This window comes from Synechococcus sp. MIT S9508, assembly GCF_047303045.1.
Lineage (GTDB): Bacteria > Cyanobacteriota > Cyanobacteriia > PCC-6307 > Cyanobiaceae > Synechococcus_C.
Genome location: NZ_CP138941.1, coordinates 1,900,147 through 1,918,786, shown reverse-complemented (window position 1 = coordinate 1,918,786; position 18,640 = coordinate 1,900,147). Strand labels below are relative to the sequence as shown.

20 protein-coding genes are annotated in these 18,640 nt (G+C 53.1%); 3 read left to right on the top strand and 17 right to left on the bottom strand.

From position 1 onward, the window contains the following. Positions 1 to 14 precede the first annotated feature (14 nt). Positions 15 to 1,244: an ABC transporter permease gene (locus SIB42_RS10565; protein WP_067094794.1), complete on the bottom strand. Its 1,230-nt coding sequence runs from the start codon at positions 1,242 to 1,244 to the stop codon at positions 15 to 17. Positions 1,245 to 1,260: 16 nt separating this feature from the next. Next, positions 1,261 to 3,045 carry a pyruvate kinase gene (pyk, locus tag SIB42_RS10560; RefSeq protein ID WP_067094791.1) on the bottom strand — a complete coding sequence of 595 codons (1,785 nt, stop codon included), beginning with the start codon at positions 3,043 to 3,045 and terminating at the stop codon, positions 1,261 to 1,263. A 60-nt stretch (positions 3,046 to 3,105) separates the two neighbouring features. On the opposite strand from pyk, the gene SIB42_RS10555 reads away from it, so the two are divergent. Beyond that, positions 3,106 to 3,435: a nucleoside triphosphate pyrophosphohydrolase family protein gene (locus SIB42_RS10555; RefSeq protein WP_067094788.1), complete on the top strand. Its 330-nt coding sequence runs from the start codon at positions 3,106 to 3,108 to the stop codon at positions 3,433 to 3,435. 17 nt (positions 3,436 to 3,452) lie between these two features. Here the strand turns inward: SIB42_RS10555 and SIB42_RS10550 are convergent, their stop codons facing one another. From SIB42_RS10550 to ilvA, 3 genes are read right to left on the bottom strand one after another with little or no spacing between them, the layout of a single operon-like run. Further along, positions 3,453 to 3,755 (bottom strand): YggT family protein, encoded by a 303-nt coding sequence (locus SIB42_RS10550; RefSeq protein ID WP_067094785.1) that lies wholly within the window; start codon positions 3,753 to 3,755, stop codon positions 3,453 to 3,455. A gap of 24 nt (positions 3,756 to 3,779) precedes the next feature. After that, positions 3,780 to 4,328 (bottom strand): SMC-Scp complex subunit ScpB, encoded by a 549-nt coding sequence (scpB, locus tag SIB42_RS10545; protein ID WP_067094782.1) that lies wholly within the window; start codon positions 4,326 to 4,328, stop codon positions 3,780 to 3,782. A gap of 54 nt (positions 4,329 to 4,382) precedes the next feature. Then, entirely contained in the window at positions 4,383 to 5,906 is a 1,524-nt protein-coding gene (gene ilvA / locus SIB42_RS10540; RefSeq protein WP_067094779.1) for a threonine ammonia-lyase, biosynthetic, read from the bottom strand. 77 nt (positions 5,907 to 5,983) lie between these two features. Here ilvA and dxs point away from each other — a divergent pair, with 77 nt between their 5' ends. Continuing rightward, the gene (dxs, locus tag SIB42_RS10535) at positions 5,984 to 7,927 is read left to right on the top strand and encodes a 1-deoxy-D-xylulose-5-phosphate synthase (RefSeq protein ID WP_067094774.1); all 1,944 of its coding nucleotides are present in this window, start codon (positions 5,984 to 5,986) and stop codon (positions 7,925 to 7,927) included. Positions 7,928 to 7,990: 63 nt separating this feature from the next. On the opposite strand, the gene psaK is transcribed toward dxs, so the two are convergent. The 3 genes from psaK to SIB42_RS10520 all read right to left on the bottom strand — a co-directional run bounded on the left by psaK (position 7,991) and on the right by SIB42_RS10520 (position 8,914). Then, positions 7,991 to 8,248 carry a photosystem I reaction center subunit PsaK gene (gene psaK, locus SIB42_RS10530; protein ID WP_067095096.1) on the bottom strand — a complete coding sequence of 86 codons (258 nt, stop codon included), beginning with the start codon at positions 8,246 to 8,248 and terminating at the stop codon, positions 7,991 to 7,993. Between the two features lie 67 nt (positions 8,249 to 8,315). Further along, a complete protein-coding gene (locus SIB42_RS10525; RefSeq protein WP_231856404.1) occupies positions 8,316 to 8,648 on the bottom strand; it encodes a DUF3593 domain-containing protein in 333 nt (110 codons plus the stop codon). After that, positions 8,606 to 8,914 carry a DUF2499 domain-containing protein gene (locus tag SIB42_RS10520; protein ID WP_067094769.1) on the bottom strand — a complete coding sequence of 103 codons (309 nt, stop codon included), beginning with the start codon at positions 8,912 to 8,914 and terminating at the stop codon, positions 8,606 to 8,608. Before SIB42_RS10520 ends, SIB42_RS10525 begins: the two co-directional genes overlap by 43 nt. A 105-nt stretch (positions 8,915 to 9,019) precedes the next feature. Here SIB42_RS10520 and csaB point away from each other — a divergent pair, with 105 nt between their 5' ends. Next, a complete protein-coding gene (gene csaB / locus SIB42_RS10515; protein WP_082825036.1) occupies positions 9,020 to 10,066 on the top strand; it encodes a polysaccharide pyruvyl transferase CsaB in 1,047 nt (348 codons plus the stop codon). On the opposite strand, the gene SIB42_RS10510 is transcribed toward csaB, so the two are convergent. The 9 genes from SIB42_RS10510 to SIB42_RS10470 form a co-directional block, all read right to left on the bottom strand. After that, on the bottom strand, positions 10,055 to 11,029 hold the full coding sequence (locus tag SIB42_RS10510) for an ABC transporter ATP-binding protein (RefSeq protein WP_067094764.1): 975 nt from the start codon (positions 11,027 to 11,029) through the stop codon (positions 10,055 to 10,057). The genes csaB and SIB42_RS10510 overlap by 12 nt on opposite strands. Further along, positions 11,026 to 11,841: a carbohydrate ABC transporter permease gene (locus SIB42_RS10505; RefSeq protein ID WP_067094761.1), complete on the bottom strand. Its 816-nt coding sequence runs from the start codon at positions 11,839 to 11,841 to the stop codon at positions 11,026 to 11,028. Before SIB42_RS10505 ends, SIB42_RS10510 begins: the two co-directional genes overlap by 4 nt. Further along, positions 11,838 to 12,710, bottom strand: coding sequence for a carbohydrate ABC transporter permease (locus SIB42_RS10500; RefSeq protein WP_067094758.1), 873 nt, complete (start codon positions 12,708 to 12,710; stop codon positions 11,838 to 11,840). The genes SIB42_RS10505 and SIB42_RS10500 overlap by 4 nt, the downstream gene beginning before the upstream one ends. Beyond that, positions 12,710 to 13,870, bottom strand: a complete 1,161-nt coding sequence (locus tag SIB42_RS10495) for an ABC transporter substrate-binding protein (RefSeq protein WP_369818439.1) — start codon at positions 13,868 to 13,870, stop codon at positions 12,710 to 12,712. Before SIB42_RS10495 ends, SIB42_RS10500 begins: the two co-directional genes overlap by 1 nt. A 118-nt stretch (positions 13,871 to 13,988) precedes the next feature. Continuing rightward, positions 13,989 to 15,479, bottom strand: a complete 1,491-nt coding sequence (gene ggpS, locus SIB42_RS10490) for a glucosylglycerol-phosphate synthase (protein ID WP_067094753.1) — start codon at positions 15,477 to 15,479, stop codon at positions 13,989 to 13,991. A 60-nt stretch (positions 15,480 to 15,539) separates the two neighbouring features. Then, on the bottom strand, positions 15,540 to 16,097 hold the full coding sequence (locus SIB42_RS10485; protein ID WP_369818443.1) for a peroxiredoxin: 558 nt from the start codon (positions 16,095 to 16,097) through the stop codon (positions 15,540 to 15,542). Positions 16,098 to 16,124: 27 nt separating this feature from the next. After that, positions 16,125 to 16,361 (bottom strand): 50S ribosomal protein L28, encoded by a 237-nt coding sequence (rpmB, locus tag SIB42_RS10480; RefSeq protein WP_066907589.1) that lies wholly within the window; start codon positions 16,359 to 16,361, stop codon positions 16,125 to 16,127. Positions 16,362 to 16,422: 61 nt separating this feature from the next. After that, a complete protein-coding gene (gene htpG, locus SIB42_RS10475) occupies positions 16,423 to 18,324 on the bottom strand; it encodes a molecular chaperone HtpG (protein ID WP_067094750.1) in 1,902 nt (633 codons plus the stop codon). Between the two features lie 78 nt (positions 18,325 to 18,402). After that, positions 18,403 to 18,633 carry an indolepyruvate ferredoxin oxidoreductase subunit alpha gene (locus SIB42_RS10470; protein ID WP_074160736.1) on the bottom strand — a complete coding sequence of 77 codons (231 nt, stop codon included), beginning with the start codon at positions 18,631 to 18,633 and terminating at the stop codon, positions 18,403 to 18,405. Positions 18,634 to 18,640: the final 7 nt, after the last annotated feature.

Genomic DNA, 18,640 nt, shown 5'->3' with positions numbered 1-18,640 from the left:
TGCAGTTGTTCTACCTAAAGACTGCGTAAAGCCGTAATCGGATCAAGTCGAGCTGCACGTCGTGCGGGGACAACGCCGAAAAACAGTCCGATCGAACCTGAAAGCCCAACTGTCAGAAGCACTGTGGGCACACCGATGGCTGCGGGAAGCGGGGTGAGCATAGCCACCGCTGCGATTGCCCCGTAACCGGCTGCCGTTCCAATGACCCCTCCCAGGCTGGAGAGCACCAGAGATTCGACCAGAAACTGCCTCAGAACATCCGAGCTGCGTGCACCGAGTGCTTTGCGCAGGCCGATTTCCTCGGTTCTCTCGCTCACGGAGACCAACATGATGTTCATGATGCCGATCCCGCCGACGAGCAGCGAAACCCCTCCGATGGCGCCAAGCATCAAGGTCAGTCCACCTGTGATGGTGCCAACGATTGTCAATGCGTCCTGCTGAGAGCGAACGGCGAAATCGTCATCCCGAAGAATGCGATGTCGTTGACGCAAAAGATTAGAGATCTGGAATTTTGCCGCACTTGTGCTGTTCTCATCCCTGGCCTCTGCACTGATGAAACTGAGGCTGACTCCATAGGTGGGGTCACGCCCTGTCAGGCGGCTGACCATCGTGCTGAGAGGGATGTAAGCGTTTTCATCCTGATTGGACCCGAAGACAGCTCCTTTTGGCGCCATCACACCGATCACGCTGAAGCTTTGGTCACGGATGCGCAGAGAGCTACCGATGGCTCCGCCGCCTGGAAAGAGCTTGTCGCGCAGATCAGGACCGATGACCACCACGGTTCGTGCTGCCTGGACATCCTGTTCGCTAATGAAACGTCCCCGGCCCACTTCAAAAGTTCTGACCGGCAGGAACTCCGGTGTCACACCGAAGATGGCGGCAGTGCTGCTTCTCGCTCCTGACTGCACCACCTCGTTGGCATTGATCTGAGGAGCCACTCGCTTGACGCTAGGGACCTGTTGAGCAATGGCCTCAGCATCCTCAAGCACCAGAGTGCGCGGGAACGCCACCCCTTGACGCCTTGTGTCGTTGCTGCCTGGAACCACGAACAGCACATTGGCGCCCAGGTTGCTCAACTGACTTTCAGCGAGATTCTGGGCACCACGCCCAACGCCAACAAGCGTGATCACGGACGCATTGCCGATCACAATCCCGAGCATTGTCAACAGGCTCCGCAACCTGTTGGCCTTAAGGGTGTTGAGGGCCATGCCGACGGTTTCGGCGATGGGCAGATTGCTCGCCATGGATGAATGCTCAGGCTTAGAGCATCGTGTCGAGTTTCACGGCCATGTTGCTGCCGGTTCCTCGATGAACTGCTCCTTCCTTGACGAGCAGTGTGACAACCTCGCCCTCCAGCAGATCGCGTGTGGCATTGGCAATGCCTGCAATCACAGGGATACCAAGACGCTGAGCAATCACCGCTGCATGGGAGCTTTCTGCGGGGGTTTCGGTGATCACCGCTGCGGCGTCTCTAATCGCGTCGAGATAGTCAGCATTCGTGTCGGTGGCCACGAGGACCTCGCCGGGCTCGAGCTTGGCGCAGTCACTGGCACAGGTTGCGATGCGCACTTTGCCGCTGATGGATCCGCTTCCGAAGCCAGTTCCACGACCCAGCACAGCACTCACGATTCCCACCTTGATCAGATCAGTGGAGCCGCTTACGCCTGCCAGTGTGCCAGCGGTTTGAACGCAGAGGTCCCCGTCCTTGAGCACGCCCAGCTCCTGTGCCACTCCCATGGCGAGCGTGAAGGTGGCGGTGGTGCTCTGCTGAGTTTCGATAAGCAATGGGGTCACGCCCCAGACAAGCTGCAGTTTTCTGGCCACTGACACTTCAGATGTCACAGCGAGGATCGGTGTCGAGGGTCGAAATTTGCTCACGTTGTGGGCCGTGGCACCACTTTTTGTGAGCGGCAAAATTGCCGCAGCATTCAGCTGTCTGGCAATGCTGCTGACCGCGCCGCTGATGGCGTTGGGAATGGTGCTTGGCAAATGCGTGTCGATCGGGCGTTGCGGATAGTCCCTTTCAATTCGCCGGGCAATCGTGGCCATCGTCTCCACCGCTTCGACGGGAAAATCTCCCACTGCAGTTTCATTGGAGAGCATGACTGCATCGGTGCCATCAAGAATGGCGTTCGCCACATCGCTGACCTCTGCTCTGGTTGGCCGAGGGCTTGAGGCCATCGAATCCAGCATCTGGGTTGCCGTGATGATCGGAATTCCTAGGCTGTTGGCCTTGTGGATCAGATCCTTCTGCAGCAGAGGGACTTCTTCGGCCGGCATTTCGACGCCAAGATCACCTCTGGCCACCATTACGCCGTCGCACAAGGGAAGGATGGCGTCGATCTGATCAATGGCTTCAAATTTCTCGATCTTCGCGACCACTGGGGTCGAGAAGCCGTGCTTCCTGATGAGTTCACGAATTTCCTGCATATCCGATGGATTGCGCACGAAACTCAGTGCGACCCAGTCCACTCCCTGCTGCAGGCCGAATGCCAGATCCTGTCGGTCCTTGGTGGTGAGTGCTCTCACCGACAGCTGAACATCCGGGAAATTCACTCCCTTGTTGTTGGACAGCACTCCGCCAACCGTGACAACGCAGTGAAGGGTCTGGTCAACCTCATCCACGCGGTCGACTTTCATCTCCACTCGACCATCGTCGAGAAGGATGCGACTGCCTGCTGTGACCTCTTCCGCCAGCCTGTCGTAGGTAACCGTGGCAACGGTCTGATTGCAGCGAACCTGTTTGGAGGTGAGAGCGAAGTGATCGCCCTTCCCAAGCGTGATGGGGCCTTCCTCGAAGCGACCCAGTCGAATCTTCGGTCCTTGAAGGTCTTGGAGGATTCCAATATGAACCCCGAGCTCATGCGCCACCTGACGGATCGTGGCGACCCGGGCGGCATGCTCGGAGTGGTCTCCGTGCGAGAAGTTCAGTCGAAATGTTGTAGCGCCTGCTTGAACCAATTCCCGAATGCGTTCGGGACTCTCGGTAGCTGGGCCGATCGTGGCGACGATCTTTGTTCTGCGTGTCAGATCGAGCTCGGCCATCCTTGGCGCCGGAAACCAGCGGAATCTACCGTCATGCCCTCAACCCTCCGCTGACCTTCCGTGCTCCTCAACGACTACCAACAACAATCACGCCAGACGGCTCGATACCCCGATGCCGGCAACAATCTCATCTATCCAACCCTGGGCCTGACAGGCGAGGCCGGTGAGGTCGCCGACAAAGTGAAGAAACTGATTCGGGATAGTGAAGGCGTTGTGGATGAGCGCTTCACCGAGGATGTAGCCCTGGAGCTGGGGGATGTGCTCTGGTACGTGGCGCAACTGGCCACAGAACTTGGGCTCAGCCTTGAAGAGGTGGCGTCAGCCAACCTCAGCAAACTCAAAAGCCGCTCTCAACGCGGAACGCTCCAAGGCGAGGGTGATCACCGCTGAGCCCCAGTGATTTGTGCTCAGCCGTACATGCCGAAACCACCGGCGAAAGCGAAGCTGGCAGACATCAGCAACTGCTGCATCAGGCTCAGGGCAATGAAGGCCAGGATTGCCGACAGATCCAGTCCACCAAGAGGAGGGATCAAGCCGCGAAACGCATTCAGGTAGGGATCGGTAATCGAACTCACGGTGCTGAGCACGGGATTTCCCCAGTCGAGATTGGGGAACCAGCTCAGAAGCACCCGCACGATTAAAACCAGCGAATAGATCTGGAGTGTCTGGGCGAGCACTTGAAGGACTGTGGACACAAGCTCGGTGGCCATGGAAATCGCAGAATTAAAAGAACTCTATGCAGCCTGGGATGGTTCGGAGCCACCGCCAAGGTCTGGAAGGACGGAGAAGGTTCTGTGGAACTTCTCGGAGAGGGTGATCCAGTAGGAACGACCTTCACTTTGACGCTTGCGTTCAATGAAGTTTTGGTTCACCAGTTCCTTGATGTGGTCGTAGGCCCCCGAACCTCTTAGATCGACAAGATCCGATTGGAGAATCCTTTTCTTTAGCGCAACTGTGGCCAGGGTTCTTAGCGTGGCTGTGGAAAGATTCACTGGAAGCAGATCTCGCACGAGTTCACCCAGACCTGGACGCAACTGCAGGCTGTAACGACCGTTGCTCTGATTGATCTCCAGAGAGGTGTCTCGCTGCGCGTAGCCAGCAATCAGAATCAGCATTCCCTGCTCGGTCTCCGCTTCGGAGAGCCCAACCAAGGACGACAGCTCCTGCAGCGCCACTGGACGCCCTTTCAGGTAAAGGATCGCCTCAAGACGAGCGGGGAGTGATACCAGCGACGCAGCGTCCTGGGAGCTGTGACTGCGTGGTTGGTCGCTTCCCTGGTCCAAGCCAGCATCCTTGAGTCCGACAAGCCAAGGTAACGCCCATCCCAGTGAGCGCCATCAGGGACCCAGAAAAATCCGGTAGGCGGGGTTGGATGTCTCTTCCCAGCTTGGATAGCCCAGGTCTTTGAGGACCGCCTGCCATGACTCGAGATCGTTGGGGCTGACCAGAACACCGACGACGATCCGACCGACATCGGCACCATGATTTCGATAGTGAAAGATGCTGATGCTCCAATTGGAATGGAGCGCATTCACAAACCGCATCAGCGCACCTGGCCGTTCCGGGAACTCAAAGCGGTACAGCAGCTCCTGAGTTGGCTCCTCCGACTTCTGCGGCAAACGGCCTCCCACCATGTGTCGCAGATGCACCTTGGCCAGTTCGTCGTCGCTGAGATCCAGGCACTCATATCCATTGCTGCGCAAGGAGGCCAGCAAATCCGATCGGTCCTGGACATCCTTGACCTGAATTCCCATAAAAATGTGGGCCTGATCACCAGCGCCCATCCGATAGCTGAATTCCGTGAGGCTGCGCTTTTGGAGGAGTTCGGACAGCTTGCGCAGGCTGCCGGGCTGTTCCGGAATCTGCACGGCGAGCATGGCTTCACGCTCTTCACCAAGCTCGGCCCGTTCCGCAACAAAGCGCAGACGGTTGAAATTCATGTTGGCGCCGCAGGCGATCGCCACAAGCTGCTTATTTTTTAATTTCCTCTTAGAGACATCGGCCTTCAGCCCAGCAACAGCAAGTGCACCGGCCGGTTCAAGGATGGATCGGGTGTCTTCAAAGACATCTTTGATGGATGCGCAGATCTCATCGGTGCTCACCGTGACGATGGCATCCACATACTTCTGCGCCAGTCGAAAGGTGTGTTCTCCGACCTCTCGCACAGCGACTCCATCCGCGAACAATCCCACCTGAGGCAGGCGGATTCTTTCACCGGCCTCCAGTGAAAGGGTCATCGCAGCAGCGTCATGGGGTTCAACGCCAATCACTTCGATGTCAGGCCAAAGGCTCTTGACGTAAGCAGCCACCCCACCAATCAGGCCACCACCACCAATGGCCACATAAATCGCATCTGGGGGTTGTTGGCTCTGGCGCAGGATCTCCATTCCCACGGTTCCCTGGCCGGCGATAACCTCCGGATCATCGAAAGGATGAATGAAACAGAGGCCATCCTGTTCGCTACGTCTTCGGGCCTCCGCATAGGCCTCGTCATAGGTCTCTCCGTGAAGGATCACCTCGCCGCCAAGCTGACGAACCGCTTCCACCTTCACGCTTGGTGTGGTGATCGGCATGACGATCACAGCTCTGCATTCCAGATGGGCGGCGCTGAGTGCAACACCCTGGGCATGGTTGCCCGCGCTCGAGGCGATCACACCACGTGAACGTTCGTCCTCCGACAGCTGAGCCATGCGGTTATACGCACCGCGCAGTTTGAAGGAAAAGACCGGTTGTAGATCCTCACGTTTGAGCCAAACGTGATTGTTCAGACGCCGGCTGAGATTCGTCGCTGGTTCGAGCGGGCTTTCGCGGGCGACGTCGTAAACCCTCGCGCGCAGGATCCTCTGCAGGTAATCATCCATCGAATCAGTCTGACAAGCAGAGGCTTTCACAGGCGGCAGGCACGCCTCGTAGATTGACCCAATCTGCCGGGAGGCTCATGCACCTGAGCGATCTATCGCATCCCAATCAGCTGCATGGTCTATCCGTGGAAGAGCTTGAAGATGTCGCAGCCCAGATTCGACAGCGCCATCTGGAAGTGGTGTCCAATAGCGGTGGTCATCTTGGCCCAGGTCTAGGAGTTGTTGAGCTCACACTCGCGCTTTATCAGACTCTTGATCTGGATCGTGACCGCGTGGTCTGGGATGTTGGCCACCAGGCCTATCCGCACAAGCTGATCACTGGTCGATACGCCGATTTCGATTCACTCAGACAAAAGGGTGGAGTTGCTGGATATCTCAAACGCTGTGAGAGCACGTTCGATCATTTCGGCGCTGGTCACGCCAGTACATCCATTTCAGCTGCGTTGGGCATGGCTATGGCCCGCGACCGCCTTGGCCAAGACCACAAATGTGTTGCGGTCATCGGTGATGGAGCACTCACTGGCGGAATGGCCCTCGAGGCCATCAACCATGCGGGACACATGCCCAACACACCCTTGCTGGTGGTGCTCAACGACAACGACATGTCCATTTCCCCACCGGTTGGTGCGCTCTCAAGTCATCTGAACCGGATGAGGCTCAGCCCTCCGATGCAGTTTTTGTCTGGGAGCGTGGAAGAAAGCATGCGTCACTTGCCTTTCATGGGCGGTGATCTTCCCGCTGAACTCAACCGACTCAAGGGCAGCATGCGTCGTCTGGCGGTGCCCAAGCTTGGTGCTGTGTTTGAGGAACTTGGCTTCACCTACATGGGGCCCGTCGACGGCCATGACATTGCCGAGATGATGAGAACGTTCCAGGAAGCCCACCGTGTAGGTGGTCCGGTGCTGGTGCACGTGCTCACCACCAAGGGCAAGGGCTACCCCTATGCGGAGGCCGATCAGGTGGGATATCACGCGCAGTCGGCTTTTGACCTCAATACCGGCAAGGCCCGCCCGAGCAAAACTCCCAAACCGCCCAGTTACAGCAAGGTTTTTGGACAGACTCTGGTCAAAATCTGTGAGCAGAACCCCCGCGTTGTGGGGATTACAGCGGCAATGGCCACCGGCACGGGATTGGACCTATTGCAGAAGGCTTTGCCGGATCAATACATCGACGTGGGCATTGCTGAGCAGCATGCAGTGACTCTGGCTGCAGGTATGGCGTCGGATGGTCTTCGACCCGTGGTCGCCATCTACAGCACTTTTCTGCAAAGGGCTTTCGATCAGTTGATCCACGATGTCGGGATTCAGAAACTGCCGGTCACATTCGTGCTGGATCGTGCTGGCGTCGTTGGCGCCGATGGCCCAACCCATCAGGGCCAGTACGACATCAGTTACATGCGCTCCATCCCCAACTTCACGGTGATGGCGCCCAAGGATGAGGCTGAACTGCAACGCATGCTGGTCAGCTCCCTCAAGCACGACGGGCCTTGCGCAATTCGAATTCCGAGGGGGCCCGGTGAAGGCGTCCCCCTCATGGAAGAAGGATGGGAACCGCTTCCGATTGGTTGTGGTGAAGTTCTCCGGTCTGGAGATGATCTCGTGATCGTGGCCTACGGCGCCATGAATGCCAAAGCGATGGCAACAGCTGAAATCCTTTCTGCTCAGGGGATTCAATCCACAGTTGTCAACGCTCGATTCCTTAGGCCTCTCGACACAACACTGCTCCATCCACTGGTCCAGCGCATCAGTCGTGTCGTCACGATGGAAGAAGGGTCGTTGGAGGGTGGCTTCGGTTCCGCAGTGATTGAATCCCTTCAGGACGCTGAACTTCATCTGCCCGTCATGAGGCTGGGAATTCCCGATGTGCTGGTAGACCATGCCACCCCACAGCAGAGTTTCGAATCGCTTGGTCTGCTCCCTGATCAGATGGCTGAGAGAATCCGGGATCGATTCAATTTCGTGCCCACCCAGGTTCAAACCTCCTCTGAAAGTGGCGTTGAAGTCCCTTCGATTCGTCGCTGAAACCACAAAAAAGGGGGTAGCCTCGCCACCCCCTTCACTTCAAATGATCAGTTCAGAGTGGTTTTAAAGAACCCCTCGGGTTGCAAGGCCAAGAATTGCACCCATGCCAATGACGTGGCCAAGGCTTGTTGTGGCCAGCAGTGAAGCATGACTCATGCCCCCAAAGAATGCCGGGTTGGGCAACTGAGCTCCCTCATTCGGGTACTTGATCACTGCTTTGCCGATCATGATGGCAATGACGTTGCAGACGATCATCACAAGCCCCACTTTTGGAGACCAGGTCAGCGTGGCGGGAGCAATGGCCAGGAGTGGAGCGAGCATGAAGATCAGAGGCAACAATTTATCTTCCAGCCTTTAGGCACACACGCCTAAAACTTGTAAAAGTTGTTCATCGCAGTGCTTTTTGATACCCGATCAGTCCTGCCACGATGACGGCGTTGCTGAGCGTCAGGAAAGCTTCAGCTCCGCCATGCAGGGGATCGATCGCCACCAGCTCAGTTCCAAATTTCAGATCAGCAATCACAGCTGCTGCAATGGTGATTCCGACAAACAAAATTGTGAGCTGAAAGCCACGACGGCTGAGGGTGGGAAGCAACCGACGTTGACCCAGGAAATACAAAAAAATCAGATAAGGAAACAGAGAGAGTGCGAACAACGGTGATGGATCGAAGTCATGCATCAGATCTGATCCTCCAAGCTTGATGGCGCTTTGATCGACCATGCGGCCCAGGCCAGCATGGCGTTGCCGATCAGGGTGAAAGAGGCCTGGAGTGTGACCAGCCAGCGCAATTCTTCAGCGTTGTCGTAGAGATGCCAGGTGCACGCTGCCATTGCACTGACCAGAGCTGGAAGCATCGCCCAGGCGATCCGTTGAGTTGAAGCTGTCTGCCCATCGGGTTTGTATTGATGAATCAGCACGATGGCCATCAGCCATTCAGCCACTGAAGCCCAATGAATCCACCACGTCCCCAGCGAAAGCGCGTGCATGTCATTTCAATGGTGTCGTTCACCGTAACGGTTGAAGACTTAGATAATGGTCAGATCAACTGTTAATTGCTGGTGAAGGCGCTTCACAGTGGGCGGAAGTTGAGCGTGCTGCTCTGTGGTTATTACGGAGAACACAATCTCGGCGACGATGCTTTGCTTCAAGTCTTGGTGTCGCAGATCCCTTCCGATTGGGATCTTCTGGTGACAGCTAGGGACTCAGACGCTGTTCATGCGCTGGTTCCCGGGGTGTCGACTGTAAATCGTCGATCACTATCGGACACCATTCAGGCCCTGAACCGTGTTGATGCTCTGGTTCTTGGTGGGGGCAGTTTGCTTCAGGATGGAACCAGCTTTAAAAGCCTTGTTTATTATCTCGTTCTTCTCTGGATTGCCCGTTTCAAGCGTCTTTCCATTCTGCTCTGGGGTCAGGGTCTGGGTCCATTGCAGGGTCGATTCAGTCATTTCTTGGTGAAACAAACACTCTCAGGAGTGAGCGCTGTGTCTTGGAGGGATCCTGGCTCCATGGGGCTGGCGCAGCGCTGGGAACTCGACATTCCCATGGTGATGGGGCCTGATCCTGTTTGGCGCCATCCTTCACCACCCTGGATGGGTGGAAACCGGCTGATCCTTTGCTGGAGACCCACCCCTTTATTGGACATCAAGGGCTGGAGTGTTCTGCTCGATGCGGTGGATCGATTCAGTTCCAGTGGTTGTGCTGAGGTGATCTGGCTGGCTTTCCATGCAGATCAAGATGCCTCATTGTGGAATGAGCTTCGCAGTCGTGATCTAATCCCTGAGCGATTGTGTCGACGTTCCCTGCAGATGCAGGCAGAGTCTCTTCAACAGGTCCAGTCGTTATTTAGTGAATCTGCACTGGTCATCGCAATGCGTCTGCATGCTTTGATTCTTGCTGCAACGGCAGGTTGCCCGACCGCGGCGCTGAGTTATGACCCGAAAGTGAAGGCAGCGGCACAACTAGCCGACTTGCCCTGGGTCGATCTAAACGATGCGCTCAATGCTGATCAGTTGAATCAACAATGGCAGTCAGCCATGACAGCTCAACCAGATGGCTCACAGATCGAGCAATTAAAGCATGATGCTCAGCTTCATGAGACCATGCTTGTTGGTGAACTTCAAAAATTATCGGTTTAAACGACACCCTGTTTCAGCGTTGAAGAGAATCTCGTCTTCAACCCGCCAGGTCAAATTGATCTGTTCTGGAATCACCTGTTCTGGAGGTGCCATCATTCGAATCAGTCCTTGTTGTGTTTCAAGGAACAGCAACTGGGAATTCCCCAGCCATTCTCTTGATTGAAGCTTGCCAGATAATCCTGAATCAGAAAAACGAATCGATTCTGGTCTCACGGCACGAAGACGATTTGACTCATCGTTCAGACAATTGATTTGTGGTCGACCAATGAATCGCGCAACGAAAAGGCTGCAAGGATTGTGGTAGAGATTGTAAGGGGTATCAATCTGTTCGATTTTCCCTTCATGAAGTACAGCGATTCGTTGTGCCATCGCCATTGCTTCATGTTGATCATGAGTGACATAAATCGTTGGTTTGCTTTGCTCTAAGACCAGTCGACGAAGTTCCGGACGAATATCTTCTCTTAATTGTGCATCCAGATTGCTCATTGGTTCATCGAGCAGATAAACCTCAGGGTTTCTGAGCAGTGCCCTGGCTAAAGCAACTCTTTGACGTTGACCACCTGAGAGCTCAGCAGGGCGGTTGCTGGCTCGATTCCAAAGTTGCACCATCTCAAGAATATGTTTGATTTTTGAGGTTCTTTCGCGTTTTGATATGCCTCTGATCCGCAAACCAAGTTCGAGGTTTTCAAACACCGTTAGGTGCGGAAGCAGCGCATAACTTTGAAACACCATGCCAACGCTTCGCTCAGCAGGTGAAAGGGTTGTGATGTTACGACCACTGATGTGAATCGATCCGTAGCTAACAGGATCAAGTCCTGCAATTAAGCGCAATGTCGTGCTTTTGCCGCAACCACTGGGCCCAACGAGAGCAAGACATTCATTGTCTGCGACCGTCATGGTCAGGTTTTCAACAATCCATTGGTTGTTGATGGCTCGTCCAACCTGCTTGAGTTCGAGTGTCATCCCTTAACAGCTCCAGTGGTTAAGCCCGAAACAATTGGTTTTTGGAACAGCATCACCAACAGGATGAGGGGAATTGAACCAATCACTGTCGCTGCTGCATAAGGACCATAAGGAACTGAATGAATGGATGAGCCTGCAATTCTTGCCATCGCAACTGGCAGTGTTAATTGATCTGAGTCGCTGATCCATGTGAGTGCGATTGGATATTCATTCCAAGAGAACAGAAAAACAAGAATCGCCGTGCTGGCAATGGCTGGTGAAATGAGTGGAAGCAAGATCCAGCGAAATCGTTGAAGAACGCTTAATCCTTCAACTCTGGCAGCATCTTCGAGCTCTGGAGGCAGATCTGAAAATGCATTCGTGAGCAGCAGAACTGCCAAAGGTTGCGATAGGGCTGCATAGGGAATAGCAAGTGCAATCAGGTTGTTTCCCAGTTGTAGGTATCTGGCGATCTCTAGTAATGCCAGAAAGAGCAAAACATAAGGGAATAAAGCACATCCAATTAAGATGCATTTGATAATCAGTGCAGTTCGCTGACCAAGTTTGCTTATGCTATAACCAGCAGGAATTGCCAATAGCAGCGTGAGGACTGTAGAGACTGCTCCTGCGAATAAACTATTGAGGAGATAGCGAATGAAGGGTGGATTGCTCTGCAAAACACTTTGATAATGGGCGAGTGTCCAGCGTTGATCAAGTGATGCAAACGGTGTCACCAGAGCTTGATCCGTGCAGAACGAGGTGTAAAGCTGCCAGGCCAGCGGTCCGAGCGACCAGATCAACAAAGTGATAATCACGAAACGTGTTGCTTTCATTTTGCGAAAGATCCTGGCGAACGGTTTCGTGCGAACGAGATCACGAACCATGCAATCACAATCAGTGAACTGAGAATCACGAAGCTGCCAATCATGATGGTTGCGCTATATCCAAAATCAAGAAAACGTAGAGCGTTCCAATAGGCATACAGAGCAATACTTTCTGTACTGCTGGCCGGTCCACCTCCGGTCATCACCTGCACAAGATCAAACACTCCGAATGCCTGCGCAAGTCGGAACATCAGTGCAAGACCCAAATAGGGAAGTAATAGAGGAACCGTGATACGCCTTAGGCAAATCCAGGGACCTGCCCCCTCCAATTTTGCGGCTTCGTACAGATCAGAAGGAATGGTCTGCAGGCCAGCAAGCAAGATCAGCGCAACAAATGGCGTGGTTTTCCAGATGTCCGCGTAAACGGTGGTGATCCATGCAATCGATGGTTCTCCCAGAGCGTTGAGTGGTCGTCCCAATCCAGATTGCATCAGCCGGTCAATGGGTCCATAGGGAGTATTGAAAATCCATCTCCAGCCCAGCGCCATAACTGTTGTTGGCAAGGCCCATGGAATCAATGAGGAGGATCGGATCAGTGCCCGTTTGCGCAACGGCTGATTGAGGATCAAGGCAATGATCAAGCCGAGTACGACCTCAGCGGTCACCGTGACAAAGGCGAAACGAAGCGTCTGGAGCAGGTCCTGCCAATAACGAGAATCATGGATGAAACGCTGCCAGTTAGCCCCCTGATTGGGGATGGCTACCAGAGCTGTCATCACGGAATCAGCATGGAAGCTGAGCCACACGTAGCGAATGAGCGGCAATGCAAACACCGCAATCAGGAAGACCAGGGATGGCAGCAGCAGCATCAATGGCATTAGGGAGCTGCTCCTGCTGCTTCAAGCACCTGAGTTGTCGATTGCTCGGCTTGTTGCATGCCTGCTGTTGGGGATGTCATGTCTGTGAGTGTGCCGCTGAGTTTCCTCTGTAGAACATCACTGACCTGGGCATAAAGGGGAGTCTCTGGTCTGGAGCGTGCATACACCAAGGCCTCACCGATGGATTGCAAAGAAGGATGCTTCTTCAGCAGGGTCTGATCATTGAAGATCGCTTTCTGGGTTGGTGTATAGCCGTATTGGCTATACAAATAGCGTTGCGACTCCTCGCTGGTGAGGAATTTAAAAGCCTCAACTGTTGATTCAGGATGTGCGGAACCCTTTAATAAACTCAGTCCCCAACTTCCCAGGGTTGCAGCAGGTTGATGGCCCGTTTGCGCCACCATCGTGGTGATTGCGATTTTATCCCTGACCTGACTGTCGTTTTTTTGTAATTCAGCCCAGGCGTAAGGCCAGTTGCGCATGAAGGCGGCCTGACCGGACTTGAAACTTTGTAAGGCCTCAGACTCAGAAAAGTTGGTGACGGCCCTTGGACTGATGCCTCGTTGAATCAGGCCATCGAGCCACTGCGCAGCAGCAAGGCCAGCTGGCTTGTCCAAGCCAATCTCCCCGGATTCGGGTGAAAACCACTCACCGCCAAATCCATCAATAATCTCCAGAAAAACACAACTGAGCCCTTCATATTGCCTTCCCTGCCACACATAGCCATAGGGGACCCTGCCGCTAGATTGAAGTTTCTGACTGATGTTCTCCAGTTCCTGCGGAGTTTGAGGGGGATGATCCATCAGGTCTGTACGCCAGTACAGAAGACCGATATCTGCAGTGAGCGGCCAACGCAGGAGTGCCCCCTGGTAATGATTTCCTTCACTGGCTCCTGATGCAAGAGCGCTCACTTCATCGTTGCTGAAATAGCTATCAAGGGATTCGAGCCAGCCCGCCCTTGCATATTTCGGAACCCAGGTCACGTCCATCAGTAATCCGTCAAAGGGTGTATCACCCAATAAAAGACTGCTGATTGCCAAGTCTGAAATTGCCTCGGTTTCCAGAGGCCCCCTGATCACATTCAGATGAATCCGACCCTTGTTCTGCTGATTAAAACTTTTGACTAGTTCAACAGTCGAATCAGCAAAAGGAGCTGGCATCAAGATTGAGATATGGTCTGGCTGTCTTGCAAACACAGAAAGACCAAAGAGACAGCTGGCGATGATGATGGACACCATCAACAGCCTGAATGATCTCCTCCTGAGCCAGAGCATGGTTTTACTCCTGGGTCTCAAGTGCACCGATTTGTTCATCAGCCCAGTCCGAAACAGTGAATGCTTCAACTGCTGAACTCATTTTCTCCATCCTTTCGACTTGTTCTGAAGTGGGCATATCAATCGCTGCGTCAATCGCAGCATCCATCTGTTTATGCGAATAAGGATTGGTCAGCACTGCACCATCTAGAATGACTGAAGCTCCTGTGAATTCAGATAGAACGAGTACTCCATCCTGCCCTTTCCTTGCGGCGGCATATTCCTTAGCGACCAGGTTGAGACCGTCACGAAGTGGTGTAATCCAACAGATATCTGCTTGTGAAAACCATGCCACCATCTCCTCATAAGGAATTCTGCGAGTTGAGAAACGAATGGGAACCCAGTCCATTTTGCTGAAACGTCCATTAATACGCCCAGCTGTTTCTTCAATGAGTCGCTGAGTGTCTTCATAGATTCGCATTCCTGACGCTGCAGCAACACAGGCCAGCATCAGCACAACTGTTCCGTGTAGGTCGGGACGACGTTCAAGTAGTCGCTCAAATGCCAGCAACAGCTCTTCGTTCCCTTTGGTGTAATCGACCCTGCTGGCAGAAAGAATCAGCTTCCGTCCTTTCTTTGTATCTTCATTGATCCGTTCTGACAAATGACGGACATGCTGATCTTTAGTGAGCGCTTGAATAACGTCTGGAGATGTTCCAACTGGAGACGATAGAAGTCGAACCTTTCGCCCTCGGTACTGCAGCCAGGGGGTTTCAGATGGTTCTGTCAAGGCAGTTCCGCAACCGAGAAATCGAAGAGGAACATTTTGTTTCTTTCCTTTTTCTACGCCTAGTAGGCAATTGGCAGCCCTTGCGAAATTCTCTGTATAGCGTGGAATATGAAATCCAACCACGTCGCAACTCAGCAAGCTTTCCACAATCTGCTTCCGCCAGGGAAGGATGGCAAAAACATCACTACTTGGGAATGGTGTGTGGTGGAAAAAAGCTATTTTTAAGTCTGAGCGTTTGCTTCGAATGTACCCAGGAACGAGCCAAAGGTTGTAATCATGAACCCATACAGTTGCCCCTGGGGCTGCTTCTGAGCATGCAGCATCCGCAAAGCGTTGATTGACTTCTTCGAAAATTCCCCAATCAGTGTTGTTGACATCAAAATAATTTGGGAAAGTATGTAAAATAGGCCAGAATGATTCCTTGGAAGTAACGTGGTAAAAGCTTGAAATCTGCGCCTGTTCAAGTGGTATTCGTCTCAGCATGAATGACGCAGGTTCATCCATCGCAATTCGTTCGTCTTCGGCATTGGCTAGGTCATTGACCTGTCGCCAAGCAATCCAGGTTCCGTTGTCTCGGTCTCGGAACAGGTTTCTCAGAGTCGGGATAATTCCATTCGGACTTTTTTGGTCACGCCAAACCCTTTGACCTGTTTCGTCTTTTGCTTCATCGAAAGGTGTCCGATGATAAAGAATAATAAAATTACTGCTACCTAAGTTTAAATCCATTGACATGAACTCCCATATGATTTTGGTTTAACTCCACGATCCAGCTCATCAGAGAATCTGTTAAGCAATGGAGTTACTCTGTTCTGACAACAAAGTCTTTAGCACGTCCTGAGCATGCCCAACTGGTCTGACACCGGTCCAGCTTGCACGTAAAACACCTTTCGGATCGATTAAAAACGTGTGCCGGAGTGAGTAAGGGGCCATCCACGACCCATACTGTCGACTGACTTTGCCTTCAGGATCAGAAAGCAACGTGAAGTCCAGTCCTTCGCTGCTGCAAAATGATTCGTGATCATCAACGCTGTCTGCTGAAACAGCAGCAACATCGCACTGATGAGCGTTGAACTCTTTGAGTGATTCCTGGAAGCCATGGGCTTCAATCGTGCAACCAGACGTGAAATCTCTCGGATAGAAATAAAGCACCAGCCAGCGACCGGACCAGTCGTCAAGATTCCAATTTTTTGACGCGCCTCCCCCCAGAGTGCCTGGCAGGTTGAAGTCGGGTGCATGCTCTCCAATCTCGGGGAGTTTGCCTCCAAGGGCCTTTGCTTTTGACGGTTTCCAGAACAGAGCTGCAGCCCCAGTCATTGTGATGCCGAGGAAGTCTCGACGTTTCAGCACAAGCTGAGGCATGTCAGTAACGATTCAGACTTTAGCCAAATCAATGCCAAGGGACTTGGCATAGGCACCAAGACCTTTCTTTTGAATGGTCTTCAGGGCACGGGTTGTGATCCGCAGATTGACCCAGCGGTTGCCTTCTGCCCACCAGAGTCGCCGCTGCTGCAAATTGGCTTGCTGCAGCTTTTTGGTTCTGATATGGGAGTGGCTCACTGCCATTCCGTTGTTGGCACGCGTACCAGTGAGCTGACACACCCGGGACATGATGACGATCCTTTGTTTCAGTGGCCAAAGGCCAAGCAGCCAATTTAGCAAACAGACCTGGTCAGGTCCCCTTGTTGACTAGCTCGGACATCAATTTGGCGCTGCGTGTCTGGAAGCCCGCCAGCTCATTGGGTTCCAGTCCTCCCACGCCCAGTCGTGCCATGTCATACAGGTGCAGTGCGAGTTCTGAAGCCAGTTGCTTGCTCGGGGACGACTGCTCGGTTCCGAGCAGAACACTTCCTGCAGACAATCGCAGCAGGCCTTCGACAAGTGGATGCCGACGGTTGATCAGCAGCACGTGATGATCGGGTAATCCTGGCAAACGTTGATCCATCAGAGCACCCATGTCATTCATGCGACGCATTTGCTCCGGAAGCAAGATCATGGCTGGTGGAGCGTCTTCACCTCCTTTCAGCGCCTGCACCTGGATCGTGACTTTGTCATTGCTTAGTGCTTCCTTGATCAGGTTTCTGATCGACTCACTCTGCGTTTCACCATCCTGGTCACTGATTTCCGGTTTTTCGTCGCGAAGGCTCTCGTCGAGCTCCGCATCCACTCTCTGGAATTTGAACTGATCATTGGTTGCTTCAAGCCAGGGCAGAAACTGACTATCAATAACCGTTTCGGCGAAAACCACTTCAGCTCCCTGGCTTTTCCAAAGTGACAAAGCACCTGCCTGGGCTACTTCATCAGTGCAGTAGAGAATCCGTTTGGATTGCGGGTCTGAAAGCCTGCCCTGATACGAGGACAAGGTGGTGTAATTGTTGTCTCCGGCCTTGATGGGTTCTGCTTGTCCTTCAGCTGCTTCTGCCGTTGTTGTAAAAAGAATCAGATCTGAAACCTGCTCGGCAAACTTTTCATCTTCCATGGCGCCGATTTTAACAAAGGGTGCTAGAGAATCCCACACTTCTGCATATTGTTCTGGTTGATCTTTCTTTAGATTTTTCAAACGATCAGCAACTTTTTTGGCAACAAAGTTGCCAATTGACCGAACTTTGCGATCCGTTTGAAGAGCGCTTCTGCTCACATTCAAAGGAATATCGGGAGAGTCAATCACTCCTCTAAGAGGTAACAAGTAGCGTGGCACAATTTCTTTGATTGAATCGCTCACATAGACTTGGTTGCAATACAGGCGAATGTCGCCCTTTTCCCAGTCAGCTCGCCCTACGGATTGAGGAAAGTAGAGGATGCCTTGCAGCGTATAGGGGTAGTCGGTATTTAAGTGAACCCAGAGGAGGGGATCACCCTGAAATGGGTAGAGATATTGGTAAAGGTCGATATAGTCCTGATCGGACATTTCTCTAGGATTTCTCCTCCAGGCTGGGTTACGCTTATTGACGCTTTCGCCCTCGAGTTGGACATCAATGGGCATGAAGTCGCAGTACTGAGTAATCAGTGTGCGTAACCTTGCAGGCTCCAAGTACTCCAATTCATCATCCATTAAATGAAGGATGACATCTGTGCCAGGCTCAGATCTTTCGTGACTCTCAAGTTTGAATGCGGGTGACCCGTCGCATACCCAGCGAACCGCTTCACTGTTAGGACTGGCTGAATATGTGATTAGTTCCACCTCCTTGGCAACCATGAAGCTCGAATAGAAGCCAAGACCGAAATGCCCGATGATGGCATCCGATTCCTGTTTGTATTTCTCCAGAAAATCCTCTGCACTGGAGAAGGCGACCTGGTTGATGTACTTTTTCACTTCGTCGGCAGTCATGCCGATTCCGTTGTCACTGATTTTGACCGTCTTCGCTTCTCGATCAACAGTGATGTTGATCAGTCCCTCATCTCCTTCAGAACAATCGCCTGCCATTGCTGCCATGCGGCGCTTGCTAATGGCATCAGTACCGTTGCTGACAAGTTCTCTTAGAAATACTTCGTGGCCTGAGTAAACGGCCTTTTTGATGATTGGAAAAATGTTTTCGGTATGGATCTGAATCTGACCCTGTTCAAGCACCGACATCAGCACGCATGAGCTTGTAGAAAATTAGTCAGGGTGGGTGCTGCTGATCAAGAGGTCCCTTGGTGAGTTTTCCGTACGTCAGCGTGTCCGTGGGCGTTGGAGGTCTGATCGTTCCTCTGGCAGGATTGCGCCCTCGATGGGGCAGATCTGTAGACAGACGCTGCAGTTGATACAGGTATCGAAATCAATCCAGTAATACTCAGATCCTTTTGTGTTTTGACCGTCCCCAGCTGTGATGCAAGCGACAGGGCAGGCGTCGACGCAATCGCCCGCGCCTTCGCAGACATCGGTCACGATCGTGTGGGCCATGCATCCA